The following is a 26,433-nucleotide window of genomic DNA, read 5'->3' on the forward strand; positions in this document are numbered from 1 at the left end:
GCCAGGCTAGGTGGCGACGGGTCCACCGCCAACCGAATTCGGGACGGGTGGGCCGCCCACACGGCCGGTGGGCGCGAGGTGTCGGCCGCGCGGATATCTGCTGTGGTCTATATCACGCTAGCGTCCGGGCACGCCGGCGGGCCGCCGGCCGCTTCCGAAACGGGAGAACCCCATGAACACACCGTGGAAGGCCGCCACCACCCTCGCCGCGGCCCTGCTCCTGGTCCTGTCCACCGGCACCGCCGTCCACGCGGCCGGCACGCCGTACACCAGGACGCCCGTCTCCGGGTCGCTCGGCACGTACAACGTCTCCGCCGTCTACGTCGCCGGGGTCTCCTCCGGCGGGTACCTGGCCACCCAGCTCCAGGTCGCCTACTCGGCGCGGATCCGGGGCGCCGCCGTCTTCGCGGCCGGGCCCTACTACTGCGCCCAGAACAACGTCTCGCAGGCGCTCTACGGCTGCGGCGACAACATCTACCCGACGTACGTCTCCACACTGGAGAACTACACCCGCAGCTGGGCGTCGTACGGCTGGATCGACGGCACGGGCAACCTCGCCGGCCAGCCGGTGTACGTCTACCACGGCAACAACGACAACACCGTGAAGAGGTCGGTCACCGACGACCTGGTCCGCTACTACCAGGACTTCGGCGCCAGCGTGCGGTACGACTCCGGCAGCGCCGCCGGGCACGCCTGGGTCACCCCCTACGGCACGGTGAGCTGCACGGCGACCGCCTCGCCGTACCTCAACGACTGCGGGACGGACCCGCAGGGCGCGTTCCTCGGCAAGCTCCTCGGCTCGGTGGCGGCGCCGAACACCGGCCCGCTCGGCGGCACGCTGGTCCGGTTCGGCCAGGACGCCTTCGCGGTGAACGGCTGGGCCAACGGCCTGAGCATGGACGCCAACGGCTTCGCGTACGTCCCGAGCGCCTGCGCCGGCGGCCAGACCTGCCGGCTGCTGGTCGCCCTGCACGGCTGCCTGCAGGGCTACTCCAGGGTCGGCACCGCCTTCGTCGACCGGGCCAACCTCAACCAGTACGCCGACACCAACCGGCTGATCGTCCTCTACCCGCAGGCGATCCCGTCCGGGGTGAACCCGAACGGCTGCTGGGACTGGTGGGGCTACCTCGGCGGGACGAACTACCCGATCAAGGGCGGTGCCCAGGTCGAGACGATCATGAACATGGTCCGCCGGCTGGACGGCTGAGCCCGGCCGCAGCCCGTGCCCGGGGCGGTGAAACCGTCGTGAAACCGCGGTGATCCCCGCCCCGGGCACGCTGCCGGCATGACGACAACCTCACCACCGCTGGCGGTCACCGCGACCGGCCTGCGCAAGTCGTACGGCGGTCACGTCGTGCTCGACGGCGTCGACCTGCGGGTCCCGGAGGCTTCGGTCTTCGCGCTGCTCGGCCCGAACGGCGCCGGCAAGACCACCACCGTGCAGATCCTCTCCACGCTGATCCGGGCCGACGCCGGCGCGGTCCGGATCTGCGGGCACGACCTGGCCGCCGAGCCGGACGCGGTCCGGTCGGTGATCGGTGTCACCGGTCAGTTCTCCGCGGTGGACAACCTGCTCACCGGCGCGGAGAACCTCCAGCTGATGGCGGACCTGCGCCACCTGGGTCGCGCCGAGGGCCGGCGGACCGTCGCCGGCCTGCTGGCGCGGTTCGACCTGACCGAGGCGGCCGGGAAGCCGGCGTCGAGCTACTCGGGCGGGATGCGGCGCCGGCTGGACCTGGCGATGACCCTGGTCGGCGAGCCGCGCCTGATCTTCCTCGACGAGCCGACCACCGGCCTGGATCCCCGCAGTCGCCGGGTGATGTGGCAGATCATCCGGGACCTGGTGGCCGGCGGGGTGAGCATCTTCCTGACCACCCAGTACCTGGAGGAGGCTGACCAGCTCGCCGACCGGATCGCGCTGCTCGACGGGGGGCGGCTGGTCGCCGAGGGGACCCCGGACGAGCTGAAGCGGCGCGTCCCGGGTGGCCATGTCCGGTTGCGGTTCGCCGACGTGGACGGGCTCGCCGCGGCGGCCCGGACGGTGCCGACGGCAGCCCGTGACGACGAGAGCCTCACCCTCCAGATCCCGAGCGACGGCGGCGTCCGGTCGGTGAAGGCACTGCTCGACCGCCTCGACGACGCGGCCGTCGACGTCGACGCGCTGACCCTGCACACCCCCGACCTCGACGACGTCTTCCTGGCCCTCACCGGCCACCCCACGAACGAGAAGGTGACGACGCGGTGACGACCCTCTCCCACACCCTCGGCGACTCGGCGACCATGCTGCGCCGCAACCTGCGACACGCGCTGCGCTATCCCTCCCTGACCCTGATGGTCATCGCGTTACCGGTGATCTTCCTGCTGCTGTTCGTGTACGTCTTCGGTGGCACCCTCGGCGACGGCCTCGACGGCGTGCGGGGTGGTCGCGCCGAGTACGTCAACTACGTCACCCCGGGCATCCTGCTGCTCGCCATCGCCGGGGCGGCGCAGGGCACCGCCATCTCGGTGGCGATGGACATGACCGAGGGCATCGTCGCGCGGTTCCGCACGATGTCCATCGCCCGCGCCTCCGTGCTGACCGGCCACGTCCTCGGCAGCGTGCTGCAGACCATGCTGGGGCTGGCGGTGGTCGTCGGGATCGCGCTCCTCGTCGGCTTCCGCCCGACGGCGGGTCCCCTCGACTGGCTCGCCGCCGGCGGGCTGCTCGTGCTGGTGGCGTTCGCGGTCACCTGGCTGTCGGTCGCGCTCGGCATGGTCACGAAGAGCGTGGAGACCGCCAGCAACCTGCCCATGCCGCTGATGCTGCTGCCGTTCCTCGGCAGTGGGTTCGTGCCCACGGCGTCGATGCCGGTCGGCCTGCGCTGGTTCGCCGAGTACCAGCCGTTCACCCCGATCATCGAGACGCTGCGCGGACTGCTGCTCGGCGCGCCGATCGGCGCCAGCGCGGGACAGGCGGTCGCCTGGTGCGCCGCGATCAGCCTGGCCGGCTACCTGTGGGCACGCCGGCTGTACGACCGGGATCCGTCCCGCTGACCGGCTCCGGCCGCGCCCGGACCGCGGCGAGCGCGGCGGCCCGCAGGCCGGCGTGGTCGAGGGCGGCGTACGACGAGACCGCCTCGTCGTACGCCGCCCGGTCGGCCTGGTCGGCCTCCCGCCGGGCCGCCGCCGACGACATGGTCGGCTGGAAGTTGCGGAGGTAGCCGAGGCGTTCGGCCAGCGCGACCAGGCGTGCCCCGGAGGCCAGGGCGCCCCGGTCGCCGGCCCGGCGTCCCCGGTCGAGGTCCACCATGGCCAGTGCCAGGACCAGTGCCCCGCAGACGGGCAGCTGCACCAGGAACGCCGGCGGATTGCTGATCGGTCGGGCGAGCAGCGCCGACAGCTTCCGCGGCAGCTCGCCGACCAGCTCCCCGGCCGGGTCGAGCCGACCGTGCCGGACGTGGGCGACGATCGCGGCGGCCTGCACCTCCAGCATCCACGGCGCGTCGCCGGCCGGCTCCGCCCACACCAGCGGATCCACCGGCGTCGCCAGGTGGGCGACGGCGTCGTCCCACAGCCGCAGGCCGGCGTCGACGTCTCCCCGCGCGAGCGCCACCTCCGCCCGGATGCCGAACTCGAACGCGCGCATCCCGTACCCGTCGTCGGTCCGGTCGGACGCCGCGAGCCGCAGCCAGCGCTCCGCCTCGTCCACCGCGCCGAGGTGGAGATTGACCAGGACCAGCGCCCACCGGATGTGCAGCACGTCCAACCACGGTCCGGACTCGGCCAGCAGGTCCAGGGCCGCGGTGAGGTTGCGGCGCGCCTCCTCCGCGCGTTCGGCCTGCATGCACAGCTCGCCGACGCGGGAGTGCGCGAGGACGCGGACCCAGGGGACCGGGCGGTCGACGACCGCGGCGAGCATCCGGCGGGCGGCGGCCAGGGCGTGCTCGGGCTGCCCGGCCTGTTCGAAGACGTAGCTGGCCAGGCCGTTCGCGACGCCCTCGGCCAGGGGCTCGGGGTGGTAGCAGAGCGAGACCAGGACCTCCGGATCCGCGCCGATCTCCCGCGCGGCGGCCAGGACGGTGGCCATGGCGCCGAGCAGGGTGTCCGACGGCGGCGGGGGGAGCCGCCGCAGCGTGGCCAGCGACCGCGTCGCCCGCGGTCCCAGGATCATGAACGTGTGCACCAGGCACAGCACCGCGGCCGTGCGGGTGACCGGCACGAAACGAGGTTCCGGACGGAGGTGCGACAGGACCCACTCCGTCTCGTCGGCGAGCGCGAGCATCCTCGGGTAGTTGGCGTCGAGGGTCCACAGGCCGGCCAGGACGGCGGTGGTCGCGGCGACGGTCGCGCCGTCGGCGTGGGCGAGCGCGTACCGCAGCGCCGTCACCAGGTTGTCCTGCTCGGCGCGGATCAGCTCGGTGGTGGCGAAGGGAGCCGGCCCGAGCAGCGACTCGTGGTGCGCCAGCCCGAATTCGCGGGCCCAGGCGAGCAGGGCCGCCGTCACCAGCCCGGTCTCGCCGGCCTCGTCGCGGCGGTCGGCGCTGAACTCGCGGACCGTCTCGAGCATCCGGAACCGTACGCCGGTCGGGGTCTCCTCCACCTTGAGCAGCGACTGGTCGACCAGGTGCTCCAGCACCGGCAGCACGTCGTCGGTGCGCAGCAGGTGCCGGACGGCGTCCGGGCCGAAGCCGCCGGGGAGGATCGACAGGGCCCGCATGGCCGCCTGCCCGGAGGGCCGGAGGAGGTGCCAGCTCCAGTCCACCACGGCGTGCAGGGTGTGATGCCGCCGCGGCGCGTCACGCGGTCCGCCGCGGAGCAGCGCGAACCGGTCGTCCAGGCCGCGAGTCAGCTCGGCGACCGTCATGGCCCGGACCCGGGCCGCCGCCAGTTCGATCGCCAGCGGCAGCCCGTCCAGGTGACGGCAGACCTCCGCCACCAGGTCGGCCGGCAGCGCGGCGCCCGGTCGGGCGGCCCGCGCCCGCTGGGTGAACAGCTCGACGGCCGTGGGCAGCGTCAGCTCGGGCAGCGGGTGGACGGACTCCGACGACAGGCCCAGCGGCGTACGGCTGGTGGTCAGCACCCGGACGTGCCGTGTCGTCGCCACCAACGCGCCCACCAGCTCGGCCACGCCGCGAACGACCTGCTCGCAGTTGTCGAGGACCAGCAGGACGGGACCGGACCCGAGCGCGTTGACGATCACGCTGACCGTGTCCGGGGCGACGGCGACGGGACCGACCGGCGTCGACCGGGCCTCGCCGACACCGAGGACCGACGCGACCTCGGCCGTCACGTCGCCGTCGTCGGTGACCCCGGCGAGCGGTACGAGGTGCACCACCCGCTGCTCGGCCCGCCGTGCCACGGCGTACGCCAGCCTGGTCTTGCCGAGACCGCCCGGACCGACGATCGAGGTCACCCGGGACGAGCGCAGCAGCGCGCTCACCGCCGCGATGTCGTCCTCCCGGCCGAGCAGCGGGTTGGGCTCGTGCGGCACGCCCGGCCGCAGGACCGGGGCGTCGCCGTCGAGCAGGTCCCGGTGGAGCTGCCGGAGCGCGGGGCCGGGGTCGGTGCCGAGCTCGTCGCGCAGCGACCGGCGGTACTTCTCGTAGCGAACCAGGGCCGCGGACCGGCTCGCCGTTGCGGCCTCGGAGCGCAGGAGCTCCGCCAGGATCTCCTCGTCCCGCGGCCACCGTGCGGCCAGCTCGCCGAGGGCGCGTACGGCCTCGGCGTGCCGTCCGAGCCGAGCCAGCGCCAACGCCCGGGAGCGGGCCAGCGAATCGTGGACCGCGGCGCGGTCCGCGCGCAGCGCCGCCAGTGGATCATCGACCCCCGGCTCGTCCGTGGGTGGATCGGCCCACAGCGCGAGGCCCGCCTCCGCCTCGGCGAGCGCCGCGTGGTGCTTTCCGGCCCGGGAGTGCCCCTGGGCCGCCGCCGCGCGCAGCACCACGGCGGACGCGTCGACCTGCTCCTCGGTCAGGGCGAGGCGGTAGCCGGTGGCGGTTCTCGCGATCAGGCCCGCCCCGAGTTCGGCCCGCGCACGGGAGACGAGGATCTGCAGAGCCTTCGCCGGATGCTGTGGGCGCTCGTCCGGCCACAACGCGTCGATGAGTCTCGTCGTGCCGCACCCGGCGCGGAGCTGGCCGGCCAGCAGCGCGAGGAGCCCGCGCAGCCGGGGCCCGGTGATCTCCGCACCGCGCCAGGCCACTCGCGACAGCAGGATCAGTTCGGGGGCCACCCAGACAGAGTAGGCAGGCCGGCGCCGGCGGCCGAAGTCCGCATCGTTCCCGTTCACCACGGCTTGTTGACGCCGTGGATCCCCATTTTCCACCTGTCTTTCCCGCCACCGGCCCGGGCGGCCGGTATGGGCCCGGGGAATGGCGCACCGCCAGTACATGGGCCAGCTCCGGCGCAAGCTGGAGGACAACCCGGCCGGCCCCGGCACCTGATCACCAAGCCGGGAATCGGCTGTCGCTACCGACCGTAGTTACTCGTCTGCGGCCCGTCCGATCTGCTCCTTCGTCGGCGGGGGCTCACCGTCCGTGATGGCCGTCACCGCGGCTTCTGTCCGATCCGGCGTCCCGGACCGGGTGGCGGCCAGGTCCCGATCCGGCTGCCGGGCGATGCGGTGCGGCCTCCTGGTGAGATACCGTCGCCAGGTGATCGTCGAGGAGCACTGGTGGAATGGGGACGCGACGGCACGCGGGCGTCGCGATGTGTACATCCGCACCGATGGGCATCGGTGGGAGGTCCAGGCGCAGATCGGCGGCGCCCTGGGCCGTTCGAAGGTGCAGGAGTGCCCCAGCCGTGGCTCGGCCAGCATTCTCGCCGGGGCGTGGCGCGGGGGTGACCCGGCCTGGCGCGAACTGCCGGCTGACCGCGTCGGGCGCGCCTGACGTCGGCTCCGGGCCGCCGTCGTCGGCGGCCCCGGTCAGCCGGCCGGCTGACCGTGGGTGCCCGCGTGCGGGAAGTGCAACCGGACGCTGGTGCTGCTCTCCCCGCAGTGCACGGTCACCACGTCGGCGAGCTGTCGGGCCAGCCAGAGACCCCGCCCGCCGACCCGGTCCGCGCTGCCGGGCCGGTGGAAGCCGGCCGCCGGCGGGATCCGGTGGCCACCCGGGTCGTCGACCTGGACGACGAGCATGTCCCGGTGGTGCCAGCCCCGGAGGCGTACCGGGGGCGCGCCGTGGACCAGGCCGTTCGTGGCCACCTCGGTGACCGCGACGACCACGTCACCTGTCGCGTCCGCGTCGAACGATCTCGCCTCGGCCCAGCCGCGCAGCGCGCCGCGGAGAGGGGTGAGCTGATCGAGGTCCACGAGGCGGACGTCGAGGTCCACCACCGGCGGCATCGCGTCGAGCGGGATCTCGCTGCGCCGCCGCAGGTAGTCGGCCGACGCGACGTGGCCGGAGTTGGGCTCGCGGCCGTTCTCGGTGAACTCGTGGTTGTGCAGGGTCCGGACGCTCTCGATCAGGACCGCGGGGTGCCGCCGGCTGTCCCAGAGGCAGGTGACCGCGCAGCCGTAGTCGGCGTACGCGTCGCCGCACGCGGACTCGTACGACAGGTGGGCGGTGGCGCGGTCCACCGGGGCGTCCGACCCGGGTTCGGCCGACACGTCGGCTTCGGTGATCACGTGGACGCTGCTGCCGGCGGCGTGCTGGGCGGCGAGATACCGGCGGAGCCGCTCGTACGCGAAGCCCAGCCGCGTCGGGGAGGTGGCCCGCTCGCCCCATTCGAGCCGGTCGGCCAGCGAACCCAGGGCATCGCGGACGACCCGTTCGACGTGCGCGCCGACCAGCAGGCAGACCCGTTCGTGCGCGGCGACCGACCGCCGCAGCGCGGGGACGAGCCGGGAGCGCAGGGTGTCGTCCGAGTCGACGATCAGGGCGGCGTGCACGAAGTCCCGCGCGACGGGCGAGGCGTGACCCGTCACGGCGCCTGCTCCGGCGCCGCCGTGCCCCGGGAGCCGGCGGAGGCACCGACCCACCCCGTGCCGTCGGGGACGCCGGCGAGGGTCGGAGGCCGGTCCGCCATGTGACACCACGCCTTCCGGAAGTAGGGAAAGCCGGGGCGGTACGACGTCGGCGTGGGCGCCGGTCCGGTGATCTCCGACGGGTAGGTCCCGTGGGACGAGCCTAGCGCGGTCCCCGGACCCCCGCTGAGCGCCACGGTCACCGGTTCCGCCTGCTCGTCGCGCTGTCGAAGATCCGTCAGGAACCGACCGGCGTGGCGGAAGTCCCCGGGCACCAGGCCCCTCGGGTGTTTGGTCGGGCGGCCGGCGGATACGTTAGTCACCGGTGTGCCGGGAAGTCTGGTCGGCGATGGATGACGCGACCCCTGCCGACGAGGAGACCCCGTGACCGACGCCGCCCGGCGCCGTGCCAACCTGTTCGCCCGCCGCTCGTGGGCCGAGACCAGTCGCATCTCCGCCATCCTCCGCAAGGAGACGGTCGGCGGGGCGCTGCTGCTCGCCGGCGCGCTGCTGGCCCTGGTCTGGTCGAACTCGCCCTGGTCGGAGGGGTACCGGGCACTGCGCGACCTCCGCCTCGGTCCGGCTTCGCTGCACCTGGACCTCAGCATGGCCACCTGGGCCGCCGACGGGCTGCTGGCGATCTTCTTCTTCGTCGCCGGGCTGGAACTCAAGCGCGAGTTCGTCGCCGGTGACCTGCGGGACCCGCGCCGGGCCGCGGTGCCCGTGGCGGCGGCGGCGGGCGGGGTGGTCGTACCGGCCGTGCTCTACCTCCTGATCGCGGGCGGCGCCGGCGCGAAGGGGTGGGCGATCCCGACCGCGACCGACATCGCCTTCGCCCTCGCCGTGCTGGCCGTGGTGGGCCGCTTCCTGCCGTCGGCGCTGCGCACCTTCCTGCTCACCCTGGCGGTCGTCGACGACCTGCTCGCGATCGTGATCATCGCCGTCTTCTACACCGCACACCTGTCCGTCGTCCCGCTGCTCGGCGCGCTGGTCCCGCTCGCGATCTTCGCCGTGCTGGTGCAGCGGCGGGTCCGGTCCTGGTGGCTGCTCCTGCCGCTGGCGGCCGTGACCTGGGCGTTGGTGCACGCGTCCGGGGTGCACGCCACCGTGGCCGGCATCCTGCTGGCCTTCACCGTCCCGGTGATCCGCAGTCAGGCCGCGGGCGGTCCCGACGCCGGCCCGGGCCTGGCCGAGCACTTCGAGCACCGGTTCCGGCCGATCTCCGCCGGCGTCGCGGTGCCGGTCTTCGCGTTCCTCTCCGCCGGGGTCACCATCGGCGGCATCGCCGGCCTGGCCACCGCGCTGACCGACCGGGTCGCGCTCGGCATCGTCGTCGGCCTGGTGGTCGGCAAACCGGTCGGCATCATGACCGCCACCTGGCTGGTCTCCCGCTTCACCCGGGCGGATCTGGACGAGGGCCTCAACTGGCTCGACGTGCTCGGCCTGGCGCTGCTCGGCGGTATCGGGTTCACCGTGTCGCTGCTGATCGGCGAGCTGGCGTTCGGCCTGGGCAGTGAACGCGACGGGCACGTCAAGGTCGCCGTGCTCGCCGGGTCGCTGCTCGCCGCGACGGTGGCCACGGTCATCCTGCGCGCCCGCGGCCGCCTCTACCGCCGGCTGTACGAGGCGGAGACCGTCGACCGCGACCACGACGGCGTGCCGGACATCTACCAACGGGAGTCCGACCGGCCGACCGGCTGACGCGAGGCCGTTGCGGCGGGTCCCGCTCCGGCGACCGGTCACGCCTCCCGGCGGTGGTGACCGAGGTCCGCCCAGAGTCGCTCCTCCACCGGCGACATCGGCACGTGGGCCGCGAGCCGCTCGGGATGCCCCGACGCCGGGGCGGTCACCGTCGGGGCCGCGCCTTCCGGGTCCGGCGCGGCGGCGGGTGGCGGCAGGATCAGGCCGGTGTAGCTGGCCCCGCAGTGTTGCAGGCCCAGCCACAGTGTCCGCGACACCGTCCGGAGCCATCGCACGTACCGTGCCGGCACCGACCTCACCACCCACACCGACTCTGCCCGCATCGCTCCGACGCCCGCCGGCGCCGGGTGTCCATGGTCGGTGGACCGGCTCGAGGAACGCTCGACGTGGCGGCGTGCCCCTCAATCGTCGCCGCCTGCCCGCCCTGTTCCGCAACCCCGCAGCCCCGACGCACGCCACCACCGACAAGAAGATTTGTCTTGACAAGAAAAGTCGTCGGTGGGAGAGTCAGGTCATGTTCGACATCGCAGTGATCGAGGACCCGGCGGCGGCCGAGGCGTCGCTGGACCCGACGCGGGCCCGGCTGCTGGCCGCACTCGCCGAGCCCGCCTCGGCGACGGCGCTCGCCGCCCGGGTCGGCCTGCCCCGGCAGAAGGTCAACTACCACCTCCGCGCGCTCGAGCAGCACGGCCTGATCGAGCTGGTGGAGGAGCGCCGCAAGGGCAACGTCACCGAGCGGGTCATGCGGGCCACCGCCGCGTCGTACGTGATCTCGCCGATGGCCCTCGCCGCCGTACGGCCCAACCCGGCCCAGTCGCCGGACCGGCTCTCCGCGCGGTGGCTGCTGGCGGTCGCCGCCCGTCTCGTGCAGGACGTCGGCACGCTGATCACCGGCGCGGAGCGGGCGCGGAAGCCGGTGGCGACCTTCACCGTCGACGCCACCGTCCGGTTCGCCTCGGCGAGCGACCGGGCCGCGTTCGCCGAGGAGCTGGCGTCCACGGTCACCGCCCTCGTCGGGAGGTACCACGACGAGAAGGCCCCCGGCGGCCGCGAGCACCGGGTGGTGCTCGCCCTGCACCCCAGCGTCAACGCCCCGACCGACCACGAATCCGAGGAGTCCTGACATGACCGCCATGACCAGCCCGATCGCCTCGCGGACCCGGCCGACCCTTCCGCTGAGCGCCACAGCCCGGCGCCGCCGGCAGCGCGTCCTGGGGGTGGGTGCCGCGGTGGCCGCGAACAGCCTGCTCTACCTGGCCGCCCGCGCGGCCGGCGCCGACTTCGTGCTGACCGACCCGGGCGCGACGGAGGCCCACCCGCTGATCCTGCCGGAGATCGCGGTCTTCAGCCTGGTCTTCGCGCTGCTCGGCTGGGGCGCCCTCGCGCTGCTCGAGCGGTTCACCCGCCACGCGCGAATCGTCTGGGGGGTGCTGGCCGGCACGGTGCTGCTGGCCTCCTTCGTCCCGATCTTCATCGAGCGGGCCACCGTGGACACCCGGATCATGCTGGGCGTCCTGCACGTCGTGGTGGCCCTGGCACTGCTGCCGATGCTGCGCCGGCCGGCCCCGGCGGACGCCCGCTGACCCGCACCGTCCGGCAGGCCCCTGACGCGGTGGCCGCCATTCCGCCGGCGGCGGTGCCCGTCGCCGGCGACCAGATCCCGACCCGACAACGACACGTCACGACCACACCCGACAGAAGGGCACCGATCATGGGACACCACTTCGAGCTGCACAAGGACATCGAGCTGGCCGCCACTCCCGAGCAGGTGTGGGAGGCCATCGCCACCGGCCCGGGCATCGACTCGTGGTTCATGGGTCGCAGCGAGGTGGAGGCGGTCGAGGGCGGACGGACCAGCCTGACCATGGCCGGCCACGTCAACGAGGCGACGGTCACCGCGTGGGAGCCCGGCAAGCGGTTCGCGAACCGCACCGAGCCCGGGCCGGACGGCAGCTTCATGGCGATCGAATACCTCATCGAGGGTCGCGACCAGGGCACCACGGTGCTGCGGCTCGTCCAGAGCGGCGTCCTCGGGGACAACTGGGAGACCGAGTACGAGGCGATGAAGGTCGGCTGGGACATGTACCTCGGGACGCTGGCGGCCTACCTCAGCCACTTCGCCGGCCGGACCGGCACCCCGGTCACGGCGTTCCGCCCCGGGGCCGGCGCCCCGGACCAGGTGTGGGCGGCGGTGACCGGCGCCTTCGGCATCTCCGGCCCGGTCCGCGAGGGGGAGCCGGTCCGGCTCACCGTCGACGGCCTGCCGCCGATCGAGGGTGTCGTCGACCTCGCCGGCCTGCCGACCTACTTCGGGGTCCGCACCGCCGACGCGCTCTACCGGTTCCTCCACTCCGGCAGCGATCGGGGCGACACCCTGGTCCTCGGCCACCACATCTTCGGCGCTGGCCAGGACCCGGCCCGGACCGACCAGGCCTGGCAGAACTGGTTGGCCACGCTCCCCATCGGCTGAGCAGAGCCGGCAGAGGTAGCCGGCGCCAGCCGGGAGCGGCCTTCTCCGCGGAGGGGCCGCTTCCGGCTGTCGGCGGTCCGTCCTGGAGCGCCGTCATCCGAACTCAGGCGGGCCTCCGTGCCCGGATACCCGGGCAGGTCCACCGGGCCGAGGATCGTCACCTCGTCGCCCGGCGACCGGTACTCCTTGCAGCTCTGCGCCGCCGCCTTCACCTGGGCGGTCACGTCGGTACCGGGCTACTGGGACGGGCTGACCGGCGATGCCGACGCGCTCGGCGTCGCGTCATCGGACCTGAGCCCGAACATGCGCTGTCGGAAGGGATCGGCCCGATCCGATACACGATGTTGGCACCGCGGGCCGCACTTTTCACGCACCTTCACGCGACGGGGAAGGGCCTCCCGGAACGGCTTCGGACGTGGCTGCCGGCGGGTCGTCAAAGCGACGTCAAAAATCCTCCGCCGGGCGTAGCGAACGTGTGAAAGCCATCGACACGGCTGCCGCCCGGGACTGGTATGGCCGGAGAAGGGCCTGAGGTACGGGTCCGCGCCGTCGCCGGAGGCGTGCTGTGTCTGTCGATCGAGATCAGGAAATCGGGGCGTACGGGGGGCCGACGCCTGCGGGGATCAGCGTCGCGGTCGGCTGGGCGGTGATGGTCGGGACCGTGCTGCTGAGTGCTGCCCTGTTCCCGCCGGTGGACCTCCCGGCGCGGGCGCTCCTCGTCGCCGTCGCCGCCGGGGCGTACGCGGCGCTGGTGGCGGATTTGCGGGCGGTCGCCGCGGTGACGGCCCTGGCGATGGCCACGTTCGTCGGGTTCCTCGCGCACCGGTTCGGTGAGCTGACCGGGGGCGGTGGCGCCTGGACCTACGCGGCGTTGATCGCGTTCGCCGCGGTCCTCGGCGCCGGTTACCGGCAGCTGCGTTCGATGGCCTCGGCCGATGGGGAGGAGGCAGCTCGGTACCCGTCGGTGGCCAGGCCCCGTACCAACGTCGTCGCGCCGCCGGACGACGCGCCGGGCGGTCCCGGTGCGGCGTGAGTCCGCCGAAGCCGCCGAGGACGGGACGACCGGTGCGGTCGGCGCCGGCCTGTCGATCGCCGTGGAGCTGGTGACCGGGCGTGGCCAGGACCGGTGGCCACGGCCCGGTCGCGTCTTCGCGGCCAGCTCGGCGCACACCTTCGCCGACCTCGCGGAGGCGATCGACGTCGCCTCCGGCCGCCGGGACGCCGTACCCGCTGCGCGGTTGGGGAGCGGTCCCGGACCAGTACGGGCGGAACCTCCCCGACGACCACGCCCTGACCTGCCCGTCGCGGCGTCCGACGGCGGACCTGCCGCCCCTCCCGCCGTCGTGGCACGCGCGCCGCTGAGCGCTGGGCGGCGTGACCACCTTCACCCGATCAGGGGCCTGCGTCAAAAGCGCGTCAAGAATCGACGGTTCCCCGTCACGGTCGCGTTATAGCCCCTGTCCTTCTAGGGGGGGTGGCGTTTTGATTGCCCGGCGCGACCGGAAGGCGGTCGTGACGAATGAATCCGCGATGAGGAGTCAGCTGTGTCTGACGTGGTGTTCGTGCTGGTGACGGTGGCGCTGTTCGCGGCGCTCGCCCTGGTGGTACGGGCGGTGGAGAAGCTGTGAGCGCCGTCAACGCCGTCGGCCTGGTGCTGGCGATCGGCCTGGGTGTGTTCCTGGTGGTCGCCCTGCTGTTCCCGGAGCGCTTCTGATGACCATGACCACAGCCGGCGTCATCTTCATCCTGTCCCTGATCGCGGCGCTCGTCGCGGTCTACAAACCCTTCGGCGACTACATGTACCGGGTGGTCTCCGGCACCCGGCAGTCCCGGGTGGAACGGGGGATCTACCGGCTGGTCGGGGTCAACCCGGCCGCCGAGCAGTCCTGGGGCGTGTACGCCCGCAGCGTGCTGGCCTTCTCCGCCATCTCGATCCTGTTCCTGTACGCGTTCCAGCGGCTGCAGAATCACCTCTGGCTGTCGCTCGGCTTCGACCCGGTGGTGCCGCACGGGGCCTGGAACACCGCGGTGTCGTTCGTGACCAACACGAACTGGCAGTCCTACTCGGGTGAGTCGACGATGGGCCACCTGGTGCAGATGGCCGGGCTGGCGGTGCAGAACTTCGTCTCCGCCGCCGTCGGCATCGCGGTCGCGGTGGCGCTGGTGCGCGGCTTCGCCCGCAGCCGCACGGGCGAGCTGGGCAACTTCTGGGTGGACCTGACCCGGATCACGCTGCGGATCCTGCTGCCGATCGCGGTGCTGGGCGCGCTCGCCCTGATGATCGGTGGCGCGGTGCAGAACCTCTCGGGCGGCACCGACGTGACCACGCTGACCGGCGGCACGCAGACGATCACCGGCGGGCCGGTGGCCAGCCAGGAGGTGATCAAGGAACTCGGCACCAACGGCGGCGGCTTCTACAACGTCAACAGCGCGCACCCGTTCGAGAACCCGACCGCGTGGACCAACTGGTTGCAGCTCTTCCTGATCCTGCTGATCCCGTTCAGCCTGCCCCGGGTCTTCGGCCGGATGGTCGGGCAGAACCGGCAGGGCTACGCGATCGCGGCCGTGATGGGGATCCTGGCGGTCGGCAGCATCGCCCTGACCAACGTCTTCGAGCTCGCCGGGCACGGCACCGTGCCGCAGGCGGTCGGCGCGGCGCTGGAGGGCAAGGAGGTGCGGTTCGACGTGTCGAACTCGGCCACCTTCGCCGCCGCCACCACGTTGACCTCGACCGGCGCGGTGAACTCGTTCCACGACTCGTTCACCTCGCTCGGCGGCATGATGACCATGGTCAACATGATGCTCGGCGAGGTCGCGCCCGGCGGTACCGGTTCCGGTCTCTACGGCCTGCTCATCCTCGCGGTGATCACCGTCTTCGTCGCCGGCCTGATGGTCGGCCGCACCCCGGAGTACCTGGGCAAGAAGATCGGATCGCGGGAGATCAAGTTCGCCTCGCTGTACTTCCTGATCACCCCGGCGCTGGTGCTGATCGGCACCGCGGCCGCGTTCGCGACCGGCAACAACTCGACGGCGCTCAACGTCGGACAGCACGGGCTGTCCGAGGTGCTCTACGCGTTCACCTCGGCGAGCAACAACAACGGCTCCGCCTTCGCCGGCATCACGGTCAACACCACCTGGTGGGACACCGCGCTGGGCCTGTGCATGCTGCTCGGCCGGTTCCTGCCGATCATCTTCGTGCTCGCGCTGGCCGGCTCGCTGGCCCGCCAGGCACCCACCCCCGCCTCCGAGGGCACCCTGCCGACCCACCGACCGCTGTTCATCGGAATGGTCGTCGGCGTCACGGTGATCCTCGTTGCGCTGACCTTCCTGCCCGCACTCGCTCTCGGCCCGCTGGCCGAAGGGCTGTGACCACCATGAGGAACAAGGACATGTCCGTCACGCCAGTGACATCCGGGACCGAAGAACAGCCGACCGCCGGCACTCCGGCCACCCACGGCAACCGGGTCGGCGGGGGCCTGCTCGACCCCAAGCAGCTCATCAGGTCGCTGCCGGACGCGCTGCGCAAGCTCGACCCGCGCACCCTGTGGCGCAACCCGGTGATGCTGATCGTCGAGATCGGCGCCGCGTTCACCACCGTCCTGGCGGTGACCGAACCGTCGGTGTTCGCCTGGGCGATCACCGTCTGGCTCTGGCTGACCGTGCTCTTCGCCAACCTGGCCGAGGCGGTCGCCGAAGGCCGGGGCAAGGCGCAGGCCGCGGCGCTGCGGCAGGCGAAGAGGGACACCATCGCCACCCGGCTGATCGGCTGGACGCCCGGCGCCGCGGCGAACACCTACCGCGACGAGGCCGTGCCGGCCCCCGCGCTGAAGCAGGGCGACGTCGTCCTGGTGGAGGCGGGCGGGATCATCCCGGGCGACGGCGACGTGGTCGAGGGCATCGCCAGCGTGGACGAGTCCGCCATCACCGGCGAGTCCGCCCCGGTGATCCGGGAGTCCGGTGGCGACCGCAGCGCGGTCACCGGCGGCACCAAGGTGCTCTCCGACCGGATCATCGTCAAGATCACCCAGAAGCCGGGGGAGAGCTTCATCGACCGGATGATCGCCCTGGTGGAGGGCGCCAACCGGCAGAAGACGCCGAACGAGATCGCGCTGAACATCCTGCTCGCCGCGCTCACGATCATCTTCCTGCTGGCCGTGGTCACCCTCCAGCCCCTGGCGATCTTCTCCAAGGCCTACCAGGCGGCGGCCCCGGACACCGGCGCCATCACCGACGGCGGGGTCACCGGCGTCGTCCTGGTGTCGCTGCTGGTCTGCCTGATCCCGACCACCATCGGGGCGCTGCTCTCCGCTATCGGCATCGCCGGCATGGACCGCCTGGTCCAGCGCAACGTCCTCGCCATGAGCGGCCGCGCGGTCGAGGCCGCCGGCGACGTCAACACCCTGCTGCTCGACAAGACCGGCACCATCACCCTGGGCAACCGGCAGGCCGCCGAGTTCCTGCCCGTCGAGGGCGTGACCGCCGAGCAGGTCGCCGACGCCGCCCAGCTGTCCAGCCTCGCCGACGAGACCCCCGAGGGGCGCTCGGTCGTCGTGCTCGCCAAGAACGCCTTCGGGCTGCGGGAGCGCGAGCCGGGCGTCATCCCGCACGCCACCTTCGTGCCGTTCACCGCGCAGACCCGGATGAGCGGCGTGGACCTCGGCGCGGAGAGCGTCGCCGGCGGGGTCCGCCGGATCCGCAAGGGCGCCGCCGCCGCGGTGATGAAGTGGGTACGCGAGAACGGCGGTCACCCGACCGAGCAGGTCGGCCAACTCGTCGACGAGATCAGCGGCATCGGCGGCACCCCGCTGGTGGTCGCCGAGCACCTCGACGGGGAGGCGGCCCGCACCCTGGGCGTCATCCACCTCAAGGACGTGGTCAAGACCGGCATGCGGGAGCGGTTCGACGAGATGCGCCGGATGGGCATCCGGACCGTGATGATCACCGGCGACAACCCGCGTACGGCGAAGGCGATCGCCGACGAGGCCGGCGTGGACGACTTCCTCGCCGAGGCCACCCCGGAGGACAAGCTCGCCCTGATCCGCAAGGAGCAGGAGGGCGGCCGGCTGGTCGCGATGACCGGCGACGGCACCAACGACGCCCCCGCCCTGGCCCAGGCCGACGTCGGCGTCGCCATGAACACCGGCACGTCGGCCGCCAAGGAGGCCGGCAACATGGTCGACCTCGACTCCGACCCGACCAAGCTGATCGAGATCGTGGAGATCGGCAAGCAGTTGCTGATCACCCGGGGAGCCTTGACGACCTTCTCCATCGCCAACGACATCGCCAAGTACTTCGCGATCATCCCGGCCATGTTCGCCGGCCTGTACCCGAGCCTGGACACGCTCAACGTGATGCGGCTGGCCAGCCCCGAGTCGGCGATCCTCTCCGCGGTGATCTTCAACGCCCTGGTGATCATCGCGCTCATCCCGCTCGCCCTGCGGGGCGTCCGCTACCGGCCCGCCGCCGCGTCGAAGCTGCTCAGCCGCAACCTGCTGGTCTACGGCCTCGGCGGCATCGTCGTGCCGTTCGTCGGCATCAAGCTCATCGACCTGCTCATCCAGTTCATCCCAGGGATCTCGTGATGCGCCTACCCACCTGGCTCGCCCAACACCTCGCCGCCCTGCGCGCCCTGCTCGTCTTCACCGTGCTGCTCGGGCTGGCCTATCCGCTCGCCCTGGTCGCCGTCGGCCGGCTGCCCGGCCTGCACGACAAGGCGGACGGCTCCCTGCTCACCGCCAACGGCAAGACCGTCGGCGGCGCGCTGATCGGGCAGTCCTTCACCGACGCCGACGGCAACCCCGTCCCGCGTTACTTCCAGTCCCGGCCGTCCGCCGCCGGCGACGGCTACGACCCGACGTCGACCGCGGCCAGCAACCTCGGCCCGGAGAGCGTCGTCGACACCATCGCCACCGACCCGGCCGAGTCGACCCCGAGCCTGCTCAGCCAGGTCTGCGCCCGGAGCAAGGCCGTCGGGGAACTCGAGGGCGTCGACGGGCGGCGACCGTACTGCACGTCCGACGGGGTCGGCGCCGTGCTCGCGGTGTTCCGCGCCGACGGTCTCACCGGCCGGATCACCCGGGTGGTCAGCGTCAACCAGACCGCCCCGGCCACGCCGTTCGTCGCCTCGTACCAGGGCGTGCCGGTCGAGCTGGCCAAGCCGGGCGAGGACTACGTGGCGGCCGGCGGCCTGATCACCCCGATGCGCGGTGACGCCCCCACCGACTCGGCGGTGCCGTGCGACGCGGTGACCGCCAGCGGCAGCGGCCTCGACCCGCAGATCTCCCCGGCGTACGCGAAGTTGCAGGTCAACCGGGTCGCTCGCGAACGGGGCGCGGACCCGGCGGCGGTCCGCCGCCTGGTCGACCAACACACCACCGGACGGTCGCTGGGCTTCATGGGCGAACCGGGGGTGAACGTCCTGGAGCTCAACGTCGCCCTCGACCGGCAGTTCCCGGCTCGCTGATCCACCATCACGGGGCGAGGCCGGACCCGACCGGTCTCGCCCGTGCCGCCGGCCCCCTACGCCACGACACCGACCTCGGTCGGTGTCGTGGCGGCTCCCGAGCAGGAAGGATGTTCTGCGTGCCACGAGGAGAACTCCGGATCTACCTGGGGGCCGCCCCCGGCGTCGGCAAGACCTACGCGATGCTGGAGGAGGCCCAGCGTCGCGCCGACCGCGGCACCGACGTGGTGGTCGGCCTGGTCGAGACGCACGGCCGCGCGCACACCGACGCGATGATCGGCGACCTGGAGGTCGTGCCGCGGCGTGAGATCACCTACCGCGGCACCGGATTCACCGAGATGGACCTGGACGCCCTGCTGGCCCGCCGGCCCGAGGTCGCCGTCGTCGACGAACTGGCCCACACCAACGTCCCCGGCTCCCGGCACGAGAAGCGCTGGCAGGACATCCAGGAGCTCCTCGACGCCGGCATCACCGTCCTCTCCACCGTCAACGTCCAACACCTGGAATCGGTCAACGACGTCGTCGCCCAGATCACCGGCACCACCCAGCGGGAGACCGTCCCCGACGAGATCGTCCGCGCCGCCGAACAGGTGGAACTGGTCGACATGACGCCGGAGGCGCTGCGCCGCCGGATGGCCCACGGCAACATCTACCGGCCCGACAAGATCGACGCGGCGCTGGGCAACTACTTCCGGGTCGGCAACCTCACTGCGCTGCGCGAGCTGGCGCTGCTCTGGCTCGCCGACAAGGTCGACGACCAGCTCGACCGCTACCGCGCCCAGCAGGGCATCTCCGCCACGTGGGAGGCGCGTGAGCGGGTGGTGGTCGCGCTCACCGGCGGGCCGGAGGGCGAGACGCTGATAAGGCGTGCGGCCCGGATCGCCGCCCGGAGCAAGGGCGCCGACCTGCTCGCCGTGCACGTCGCCCGCAGCGACGGCCTGGCCGACGCCGACCCCGCCCAACTCGCCCGGCAGCGGGTGCTGGTGGAAAGCCTCGGCGGCACCTACCACCAGGTCCTCGGCGCCGACGTACCCGCCGCGCTGCTCGACTTCGCCCGCGGCGTCAACGCCACCCAGCTCGTTCTCGGCGCCAGCCGGCGCGGCCGCTTCGCGCAACTGCTCTCGCGCGGCGTCGGGGTGACCACCACCGCGCTGTCCGGGCCGATCGACGTCCACCTGGTCACCCACCCGCAGGCCGGGCGGGGCCGGCGCGCCGCCGCGGTGCCGGCGGCGCTGTCACGGCGACGCCGGCTGCTCGGCTTCGCGCTCGCCGGGCTCGGCATGCCGCTGCTCACCCTGCTGCTGCTGGCCCTGCCCGACCTGAGCCTCACCAACGACATCCTGCTCTTCCTCGCCGGCGTCATCGGCGTGGCGCTGGTCGGCGGGATGTGGCCCGCCCTGGTCGCCGCGCTCGGTGGATCGCTGTTGCTGAACTGGTTCTTCACCCCGCCCCTCCACACGCTGACCATCGCCGAGGCGGACAACCTGCTCGCCCTCGGCGTCTTCGTCGGCGTCGCCGTCGCGGTCAGCTGGGTCGTCGACGTCGCCGCGCGGCGGACCCGGGAGGCCGCGCGCGCGTCCGCCGACGCGCAGACCCTGGCCACCGTCGCCGGCGGCGTGCTGCGCGGCGAACGGCCGCTGCCGGCCCTGCTCGACCGGCTCCGGGAGACGTTCGGGCTGCGCGCGGTCAGTGTGCTGGAACTCGCCGCGGACGCCGAGGGGCGACCCGACCGCGCCCGCGACGAGGGCGCCTGGCGGGTGGTCGCCAGCGTCGGTGACCGGCCCGCGTGCAGCCCGAGTGCGGGGGAGACCACGGTGCCGGTCGACGACCGGCTCACCGTGGTGCTCAGCGGCCGGCGGCTCGAGGCCGCCGACCGGCGCATCGTCGAGGCCTTCGCCGCCCAGGCCGCCGTCGCCCTCAAGCAGGAGCGCCTCGCCGAGGAGGCCGCCACCGCCCGCCCGCTCGCCGAGGCCGACCGGATGCGCACCGCGCTGCTCGCCGCGGTCAGCCACGACCTGCGTACGCCCCTGGCATCGGCGAAGGCCGCGGTGAGCAGCCTGCGCAGCCCCGACATCGAGTTCGATGCCGATGACCGAGATGAACTGCTGGCCACCGCCGACGAGTCCCTCGACCGGCTCAGCCGGCTCGTGGCGAACCTGCTCGACATGAGTCGCCTGCAGGCCGGTGCGCTGGGCGTGACCCACGCCGCGATCGGCCTGGAGGACGCCGTACCCCGTGCCCTGGACGAACTCGGCCCGGCGGCGGCCGACGTCAGCACCGACATCCCCGCCGACCTGCCCGCCGCCACCGCCGATCCGGGCCTGCTGGAGCGGGTGCTGGTCAACCTCGTCGCGAACGCGCTGCGGCACAGCCCGCCCGGGCAGCCGCCCACCGTCACCGCCAGCGCCCACGCCGGGCAGGTCGAGCTGCGGGTCATCGACACCGGCCCCGGCATCCCCGAGGACCAGTGGGAGCACGTCTTCCTGCCGTTCCAGCGCCTCGGCGACCGGGACAACCAGACCGGCGTCGGGCTCGGCCTCGCCCTGTCCCGCGGCCTCGCGGAGGCGATGGGTGGCAGCATCACCCCGGAGACCACGCCCGGTGGCGGCCTCACCATGGTCCTGCGGCTGCCGGCGGCCACCGACACCACGACGGAAGGACCGCAGGAATGACCCGCATCCTGGTCGTCGACGACGAACCGCAGATCCTGCGCGCCCTGCGGATCAACCTGCGCGCCCGCGGCTACGACGTCCAGGTCGCCGACACCGGCACCGCAGCGCTCAAGGCCGCCGCCGCCCACCCCCCGGACCTGGTGGTGCTCGACCTGGGGCTGCCCGACCTCGACGGCGTCGAGGTCATCCGCGGCCTGCGCGGCTGGACCACCGTGCCGATCATCGTGCTCTCCGGCCGGGCCGGCAGCGAGGACAAGGTCGCTGCGCTGGACGCCGGGGCCGACGACTACGTCACCAAGCCCTTCGGCGTCGACGAGCTCCTCGCCCGTATCCGGGCGGTGACCCGTCGCCTCTCCGCCACGCCGGCCGACGCCGCCTCCGTGGTCGCTCCACGGGTCGGTCGCCACACGATCAACCTCGTCGACCGGACCGTCACGCGCGACGACGGCGCCGAGGTCAAGCTCACCCCCACCCAGTGGGCGATGCTGGAAAAGCTGCTGCGCCACCCGGGCAAGCTCATCAGCCAGCGCCAGCTGCTGCACGACGTGTGGGGCCCGGAGTACCAGCAGGAGACCAACTACCTGCGCCAGTACATGGCCCAACTGCGGCGCAAGCTCGAGGACGACCCCGCCCGCCCCCGCCACCTCATCACCGAACCGGGCATGGGCTACCGGTACCGGCCCTGATCGCCCGGAAGGCGGAGATACCACCGGCAACGAGCCCCACGACGGGTGTTGCGGCCGGTCCGCCACCCCTCCCGGTCAGTCGGTAGCCGGCGGCGACAGGTCGACCGCCAGGAGTTGGTCGTTCGGCCCGACCCGCACCGCGTGCCGCCGGACGTAGACATCCGCCGCCGCGCCGAACGCCGAATCCGGGGGCGTGAGGATTCGGCCGAGCCCGGTGCGGCACCGACCGCCTCGACGCACCTCGACCGGACCGGGTCGCCGGAAGTGGCGCCACCAGCGCTTGTCGGAGGCGTCGCCGACCAGCACCACGTACCGGTCGTCAGTAGCGGCGTACAGCACCGGCAGGCTGATGTCCCGACCGTCATTGGCCCGGTAGCGCAACTCGCAGAGCTGAGCGTCCAACAGCCGGTGCCAGCGTGGGGAGCGCAGGATCGCCAACGTCGCCCGGTTGACCAGCGCCGGCGGCCGGTGGGCATGACGGTGACGTCGGCCCGTACCCCGGTTCGGGTCCACCGCTCCCCGCCTCCTCGTCGCTCGCACCCACGTGGCGGCACATCTCCGCGCACACCCTCATCCTCGCGCGGTCGCCCGTGCCGGCGCAGGGCCATCCGGCCCGTCCGGCCGGGCAGGGTCAGCCGGCGTGCACGTGCGGTCGGCGCGACCGGTCCGGCTCCTGCTGGCGCAGGATCTCCCGGGTGACCGGGGCGATCTCGCCCTGCCCGAAGATCAGGTAGCGCAGGAAGTTGCCGGCCGGGTTGCCCTCGGTCCACTCGAAGTAGATGTGCGGGCGGCGGTGGGTGAGATCGCGGATGTGCAGCAGCAGCGCGGCGAGCGCGTTGGGCACCGACGAGCTGGACAGGCGCAGCACCCGGTACTTGCCGTGCAGGACCGCCCCGGTGACCCGCAGCTCCGTCTCGAAGTCCGAGGGGTCGGTGACGGTCACCTCGACGAAGATGACGTCGCTGTCGGCGGGGAAGTCGTTGTCGGCCACGATCTGGGCCAGCTTGGCGCGGTACTCGGCGGCGTCCCGGCTGGCCGACTCGTGGGCGATGAGCCGGATGCGTCGCCGTGCGCAGTCGGTGATGAACTGCCGCGCGGTCGGGTCCAGTTCGACGGTGTCGACCCGCAGCTCGAACGCCCGGAACAGGCGGGACAACAGCGACACCCCGATGATCCCGGCGATGAAGCAGGCGGCGATCTTCGCGCCGTCCGGGCGTTCCACCACGTTGGCGATGGTGGTGTAGACGAAGATCACGGTGATGATGCCGAAGGCGACCGTGAGACCGTGCTGGCGGCGGTGCCGCGCGGAGAGGGTCACCGCGGTGGCGGCCGAGGTGATCAGCACCAGCACGCCGGTGGCGTAAGCGCCGCCCTGGGCGTCGACGCTGGCCTTGAAGATGACGGTGATGAGGAACGCCACGGCGGTGAACACCAGCACCAGCGGCCGCACCGCCCGCGCCCAGGTGGGTGCCATGCCGTAGCGGGGCAGGTAGCGGGGGACGAGGTTCAGCAGGCCGGCCATGGCGGACGCGCCGGCGAACCAGAGGATGGCGATGGTCGACAGGTCGTAGACGGTGCCGAACGCCTCGCCGAGGTTCTGGTGGGCCAGGAAGGCCAGCGCCCGTCCGTTGGCGGGCCCGCCCGGCTCGAACGCCTCGGCAGGGATCAGCACGGTGGTGGCGATGCTGCTGGTGACCAGGAAGATGCTCATGATGACCGCGGCGGTGGTGAGCAGGCGCCGCGCGCCGCGGATCCGTCCGGTCGGCTTCTCCTCGGTGTCGTCCGGGTCGCCCTTCACATGTGGCATCACCGCGACACCGGTCTCGAAGCCGGACAGGCCGAGCGCGAGCTTGGGAAAGACCAGCAGCGCGATCGCGATCATGAGCAACGGGTCGCCGTGCTGGGTGGTCAACGCCGTCGTCCAGTCGCTGACCGCGCTCGGGTGGGTGAGCACCCGCCACAGCGCGTCGGCCACCACCACCAAGTTCAGCGCCAGGTAGACCCCGACGAGCCCGACGGCGATGCCGATCGCCTCGCCGAAGCCCTTGAGGAACACCGCTCCCAGCAGCGCCACCAGCAGCAGCGTGATGATCACGTCGTGGCCTTTGAGGCTGTCGGGCCAGAACGGGTTCTCGTCGATGTGCGCGGTGGCGTCCGCCGCGGACAGGGTGATGGTGATGATGAAGTCGGTGGCGGCGAAGCCGAGCAGGACGAGGACGAACAGCTTGCCCTGCCAGTACGTCAGGAGCTTCACCAGCATGGCGATGGAGCCCTCGCCGTGCGGGCTGTCGTGCGCGACCCGCCGGTAGACCGGCAGCGCGCCCAGCAGGGTGACCAGCACCAGCACCAGGGTGGCGATCGGGGAGAGCACCCCGGCGGCCAGCGCGGCGATGCCGGGCTGGTAGCCCAGGGTGGAGAAGTAGTCCACGCCAGTGAGGCACATGACCTTCCACCAGGTGTGGTGGCGCTGCTCGGGCGGGCGGGCGTACGGGCCTTCGGTCTGGGCGGGCCGCGCGGACATGTCGGACAGCAGCCAGTCGCGCAGCGGACGTTTCTCCCGGGTCCGCGCCCGATCACGCGTGCCGACGCTCATCGTGCCTCCCCAACTCGCCATGGTCGTCGCGAGTATGCGCTGCGCGAACGTCGGGCCAGCAGCCAGTACCCGACACGCGTCTCCCGACGCCGCTGCGGGCCTGGCCGGCGCCGCCGGGGCCGGGTTTCACCCCGAACGGGTGGGGGAACCGGCGGCAGGATCAGCGCCGCGTGACGGCGTTGTGCTCGGTGGACCACTTCCGGGAGGGGGGATGGGCGACAAGGAGTGGCCTCCCCGAACGGGAGGCTTCGGACGCCGCCTGGACGAGCATGCGCCGGTTGACGCGCGGCCGGAGCCGACCCGGAGCCAAGTGGTCGACAGCGCCGTCTACGCCCGGGGCCGGCGCCACGCCTCCCCGGGCACTCTCGCCGACACCTACCGCTGCCTCCAGGAACTCGATCGGGCGATGGCCTGGATCGGCCTCTACCGGCCCGGCACCGGACAGCTCCGATCCCTGGCCCGGGAGTTCCAGCTGCACGACCTGGCTGTCGAGGACGCCATCAACGCCCACCAGCGGCCCAAGCTGGAACGCTACGGCGACACCCTGTTCGTGGTCCTGCGCGCCGCGCGTTACCTCGACGACCGCGAGGAGGTCGAGTTCAGCGAGCTGCACCTGTTCATCGGACCCGGCTTCGTCATCACCGTCCGCCACGGCGAGGCGCCCGACCTCCCCGCCGTCCGCCGCCGGCTGGAGGCCGACCCGCAGGTCCTGGCGCTCGGGCCCGAAGCTGTCCTGTACGCGGTCCTCGACCAGGTCGTCGACGGCTACGCCCCCGTCGTCGCCGGACTGGAGAACGACATCGACGAGATCGAGACCCAGGTCTTCGGTGGCGACCCCAACGCCAGCCGTCGCATCTACGCACTCAGCCGCGAGGTCATCCAGTTCCAGCGAGCCGCCCGCCCGCTGGTCAAGGTGCTCGACGCGCTCACCGCCGGGTTCGACACCTACGGTACGGACGAGGAGCTGCGCCGCCGACTGCGCGACGTGGCCGACCACCTCACCCAGGTCGTCGAACGTGTCGACGGGTTCCGGCACCTGCTGCAGAACATCCTCACCGTGAACACCACCCTCGTGACCCAGGCGCAGAACGAGGAGATGCGCAGCCTCACGGCCGCCAGCTACGCCCAGAACGAAGAGATCAAGAAGACTTCCTCCTGGGCGGCGATCCTGTTCGCGCCGACCCTGATCGGCACCGTCTACGGCATGAACTTCACCCACATGCCGGAACTCAACTGGCGCTACGGGTACGTGTTCGCCCTCGCCCTGATGGCCCTGGTCTGCGGCACTCTCTATCTGATCTTCAAACGCCGCGGATGGCTGTGAGCCGGCGCCGAAGGCCCGGCGCGGGTGGACATCGCGCTCACCCTCCCGCTGCCGTCGTGCTGGCCCCTGCCAGGTCGAGGGGCCGCAGGATGCCGTGCACGGCCACCACCTCCGCTCCGCCACGCAGCCGCAGATCCCCCACGGCCCGATGCAGCGCGGTCCGGCTCGGCGACGACAGCAGGACCACCGCGTCGATGTCGGCCGCGATCCACCAGGCCTGGACCGCGCACGGCTCGGCGTGCAGGAAGTCCAGCAACCTGCTGCCCGGGGTAACCGCGGTCAGCCGGACGCACACCAGCACCGCGTGCGTCCGCGCGGCTGGCTCGGACGCCGCCGCGGCACCGAGGACCTGCTCCGGTTCGGCCGCGGCCGGTGCCCGGCCGGTAACCGGCAGGTTCCACCGGTCACGCCGTCTGACCAATCCCGACGTCATGCCATCCATGCTCACGCTTCCCAGCGATGTCGCAGGCGGCCGCTACGCCGAATTGACGGCCCGGGCCGACATTTTCACGTCTCCTTGACGCCCGACGGGGGCCGGCCGAACCAGCCGGGTGGCGGATGCCGCCGAGGCGGGCCAGC

22 protein-coding genes are annotated in these 26,433 nt (G+C 72.7%); 16 read left to right on the plus strand and 6 right to left on the minus strand.

Going from position 1 to position 26,433, the window contains the following annotated elements; genetic code table 11:
* Window positions 1–172: 172 nt before the first annotated feature.
* The 3 genes from EV384_RS06965 to EV384_RS06975 all read left to right on the plus strand — a co-directional run bounded on the left by EV384_RS06965 (window position 173) and on the right by EV384_RS06975 (window position 3,033).
* The gene (locus tag EV384_RS06965; protein WP_130331198.1) at window positions 173–1,207 is read left to right on the plus strand and encodes an extracellular catalytic domain type 2 short-chain-length polyhydroxyalkanoate depolymerase; all 1,035 of its coding nucleotides are present in this window, start codon (window positions 173–175) and stop codon (window positions 1,205–1,207) included.
* A gap of 78 nt (window positions 1,208–1,285) precedes the next feature.
* Window positions 1,286–2,245: an ATP-binding cassette domain-containing protein gene (locus EV384_RS06970; RefSeq protein WP_130331200.1), complete on the plus strand. Its 960-nt coding sequence runs from the start codon at window positions 1,286–1,288 to the stop codon at window positions 2,243–2,245.
* A complete protein-coding gene (locus EV384_RS06975; RefSeq protein ID WP_207232249.1) occupies window positions 2,242–3,033 on the plus strand; it encodes an ABC transporter permease in 792 nt (263 codons plus the stop codon). Before EV384_RS06970 ends, EV384_RS06975 begins: the two co-directional genes overlap by 4 nt.
* Here EV384_RS06975 and EV384_RS06980 read toward each other — a convergent pair.
* Window positions 2,975–6,211, minus strand: a complete 3,237-nt coding sequence (locus EV384_RS06980) for an ATP-binding protein (RefSeq protein WP_130331202.1) — start codon at window positions 6,209–6,211, stop codon at window positions 2,975–2,977. The two genes, EV384_RS06975 and EV384_RS06980, sit on opposite strands and share 59 nt — an antisense overlap.
* Before the next feature lie 421 nt (window positions 6,212–6,632).
* On the opposite strand from EV384_RS06980, the gene EV384_RS06985 reads away from it, so the two are divergent.
* A complete protein-coding gene (locus EV384_RS06985) occupies window positions 6,633–6,869 on the plus strand; it encodes a hypothetical protein (RefSeq protein ID WP_130331204.1) in 237 nt (78 codons plus the stop codon).
* Between the two features lie 35 nt (window positions 6,870–6,904).
* Here the strand turns inward: EV384_RS06985 and EV384_RS06990 are convergent, their stop codons facing one another.
* On the minus strand, window positions 6,905–7,906 hold the full coding sequence (locus EV384_RS06990; protein WP_130331206.1) for an ATP-binding protein: 1,002 nt from the start codon (window positions 7,904–7,906) through the stop codon (window positions 6,905–6,907).
* A gap of 423 nt (window positions 7,907–8,329) precedes the next feature.
* Here EV384_RS06990 and nhaA point away from each other — a divergent pair, with 423 nt between their 5' ends.
* Entirely contained in the window at window positions 8,330–9,646 is a 1,317-nt protein-coding gene (nhaA, locus tag EV384_RS06995) for a Na+/H+ antiporter NhaA (RefSeq protein WP_130331208.1), read from the plus strand.
* Window positions 9,647–9,684: 38 nt separating this feature from the next.
* On the opposite strand, the gene EV384_RS07000 is transcribed toward nhaA, so the two are convergent.
* Complete coding sequence (locus tag EV384_RS07000; protein WP_130331210.1) at window positions 9,685–9,903, minus strand: DUF6059 family protein; 219 nt, start codon at window positions 9,901–9,903, stop codon at window positions 9,685–9,687.
* Between the two features lie 257 nt (window positions 9,904–10,160).
* Here EV384_RS07000 and EV384_RS07005 point away from each other — a divergent pair, with 257 nt between their 5' ends.
* The 10 genes from EV384_RS07005 (at window position 10,161) to EV384_RS07055 (ending at window position 21,937) form a co-directional block, all read left to right on the plus strand.
* The gene (locus EV384_RS07005) at window positions 10,161–10,769 is read left to right on the plus strand and encodes an ArsR/SmtB family transcription factor (protein WP_207232251.1); all 609 of its coding nucleotides are present in this window, start codon (window positions 10,161–10,163) and stop codon (window positions 10,767–10,769) included.
* A gap of 1 nt (window position 10,770) precedes the next feature.
* Complete coding sequence (locus EV384_RS07010; RefSeq protein ID WP_130331212.1) at window positions 10,771–11,229, plus strand: DUF6069 family protein; 459 nt, start codon at window positions 10,771–10,773, stop codon at window positions 11,227–11,229.
* 128 nt (window positions 11,230–11,357) lie between these two features.
* Window positions 11,358–12,116 (plus strand): SRPBCC family protein, encoded by a 759-nt coding sequence (locus EV384_RS07015; RefSeq protein WP_130331214.1) that lies wholly within the window; start codon window positions 11,358–11,360, stop codon window positions 12,114–12,116.
* A 661-nt stretch (window positions 12,117–12,777) separates the two neighbouring features.
* The gene (locus tag EV384_RS07020; RefSeq protein ID WP_130331216.1) at window positions 12,778–13,149 is read left to right on the plus strand and encodes a hypothetical protein; all 372 of its coding nucleotides are present in this window, start codon (window positions 12,778–12,780) and stop codon (window positions 13,147–13,149) included.
* 591 nt (window positions 13,150–13,740) lie between these two features.
* A complete protein-coding gene (gene kdpF, locus EV384_RS07030; RefSeq protein ID WP_036343797.1) occupies window positions 13,741–13,830 on the plus strand; it encodes a K(+)-transporting ATPase subunit F in 90 nt (29 codons plus the stop codon).
* A complete protein-coding gene (gene kdpA / locus EV384_RS07035) occupies window positions 13,830–15,485 on the plus strand; it encodes a potassium-transporting ATPase subunit KdpA (protein WP_130331218.1) in 1,656 nt (551 codons plus the stop codon). Before kdpF ends, kdpA begins: the two co-directional genes overlap by 1 nt.
* 20 nt (window positions 15,486–15,505) lie before the next feature.
* The gene (gene kdpB / locus EV384_RS07040) at window positions 15,506–17,698 is read left to right on the plus strand and encodes a potassium-transporting ATPase subunit KdpB (protein ID WP_242623968.1); all 2,193 of its coding nucleotides are present in this window, start codon (window positions 15,506–15,508) and stop codon (window positions 17,696–17,698) included.
* Entirely contained in the window at window positions 17,698–18,579 is an 882-nt protein-coding gene (locus EV384_RS07045) for a potassium-transporting ATPase subunit C (protein ID WP_130331220.1), read from the plus strand. Before kdpB ends, EV384_RS07045 begins: the two co-directional genes overlap by 1 nt.
* Before the next feature lie 119 nt (window positions 18,580–18,698).
* Window positions 18,699–21,251, plus strand: coding sequence for a DUF4118 domain-containing protein (locus EV384_RS07050; RefSeq protein ID WP_130331222.1), 2,553 nt, complete (start codon window positions 18,699–18,701; stop codon window positions 21,249–21,251).
* Window positions 21,248–21,937 carry a response regulator gene (locus EV384_RS07055; RefSeq protein WP_130331224.1) on the plus strand — a complete coding sequence of 230 codons (690 nt, stop codon included), beginning with the start codon at window positions 21,248–21,250 and terminating at the stop codon, window positions 21,935–21,937. Before EV384_RS07050 ends, EV384_RS07055 begins: the two co-directional genes overlap by 4 nt.
* 75 nt (window positions 21,938–22,012) lie before the next feature.
* On the opposite strand, the gene EV384_RS07060 is transcribed toward EV384_RS07055, so the two are convergent.
* Both EV384_RS07060 and EV384_RS07065 read right to left on the minus strand, forming a co-directional pair.
* Entirely contained in the window at window positions 22,013–22,450 is a 438-nt protein-coding gene (locus EV384_RS07060; RefSeq protein ID WP_130331226.1) for a hypothetical protein, read from the minus strand.
* A gap of 118 nt (window positions 22,451–22,568) precedes the next feature.
* On the minus strand, window positions 22,569–24,530 hold the full coding sequence (locus EV384_RS07065; protein ID WP_130331228.1) for an APC family permease: 1,962 nt from the start codon (window positions 24,528–24,530) through the stop codon (window positions 22,569–22,571).
* Between the two features lie 310 nt (window positions 24,531–24,840).
* On the opposite strand from EV384_RS07065, the gene corA reads away from it, so the two are divergent.
* Window positions 24,841–25,854 (plus strand): magnesium/cobalt transporter CorA, encoded by a 1,014-nt coding sequence (gene corA, locus EV384_RS07070; RefSeq protein ID WP_242623969.1) that lies wholly within the window; start codon window positions 24,841–24,843, stop codon window positions 25,852–25,854.
* Window positions 25,855–25,891: 37 nt separating this feature from the next.
* Here the strand turns inward: corA and EV384_RS07075 are convergent, their stop codons facing one another.
* Window positions 25,892–26,287, minus strand: coding sequence for a hypothetical protein (locus EV384_RS07075; RefSeq protein ID WP_130331232.1), 396 nt, complete (start codon window positions 26,285–26,287; stop codon window positions 25,892–25,894).
* Window positions 26,288–26,433 lie beyond the last annotated feature (146 nt).

Origin of the sequence: Micromonospora kangleipakensis, assembly GCF_004217615.1 — a bacterium.
In the GTDB taxonomy this organism is placed as follows: Bacteria; Actinomycetota; Actinomycetes; order Mycobacteriales; family Micromonosporaceae; genus Micromonospora; species Micromonospora kangleipakensis.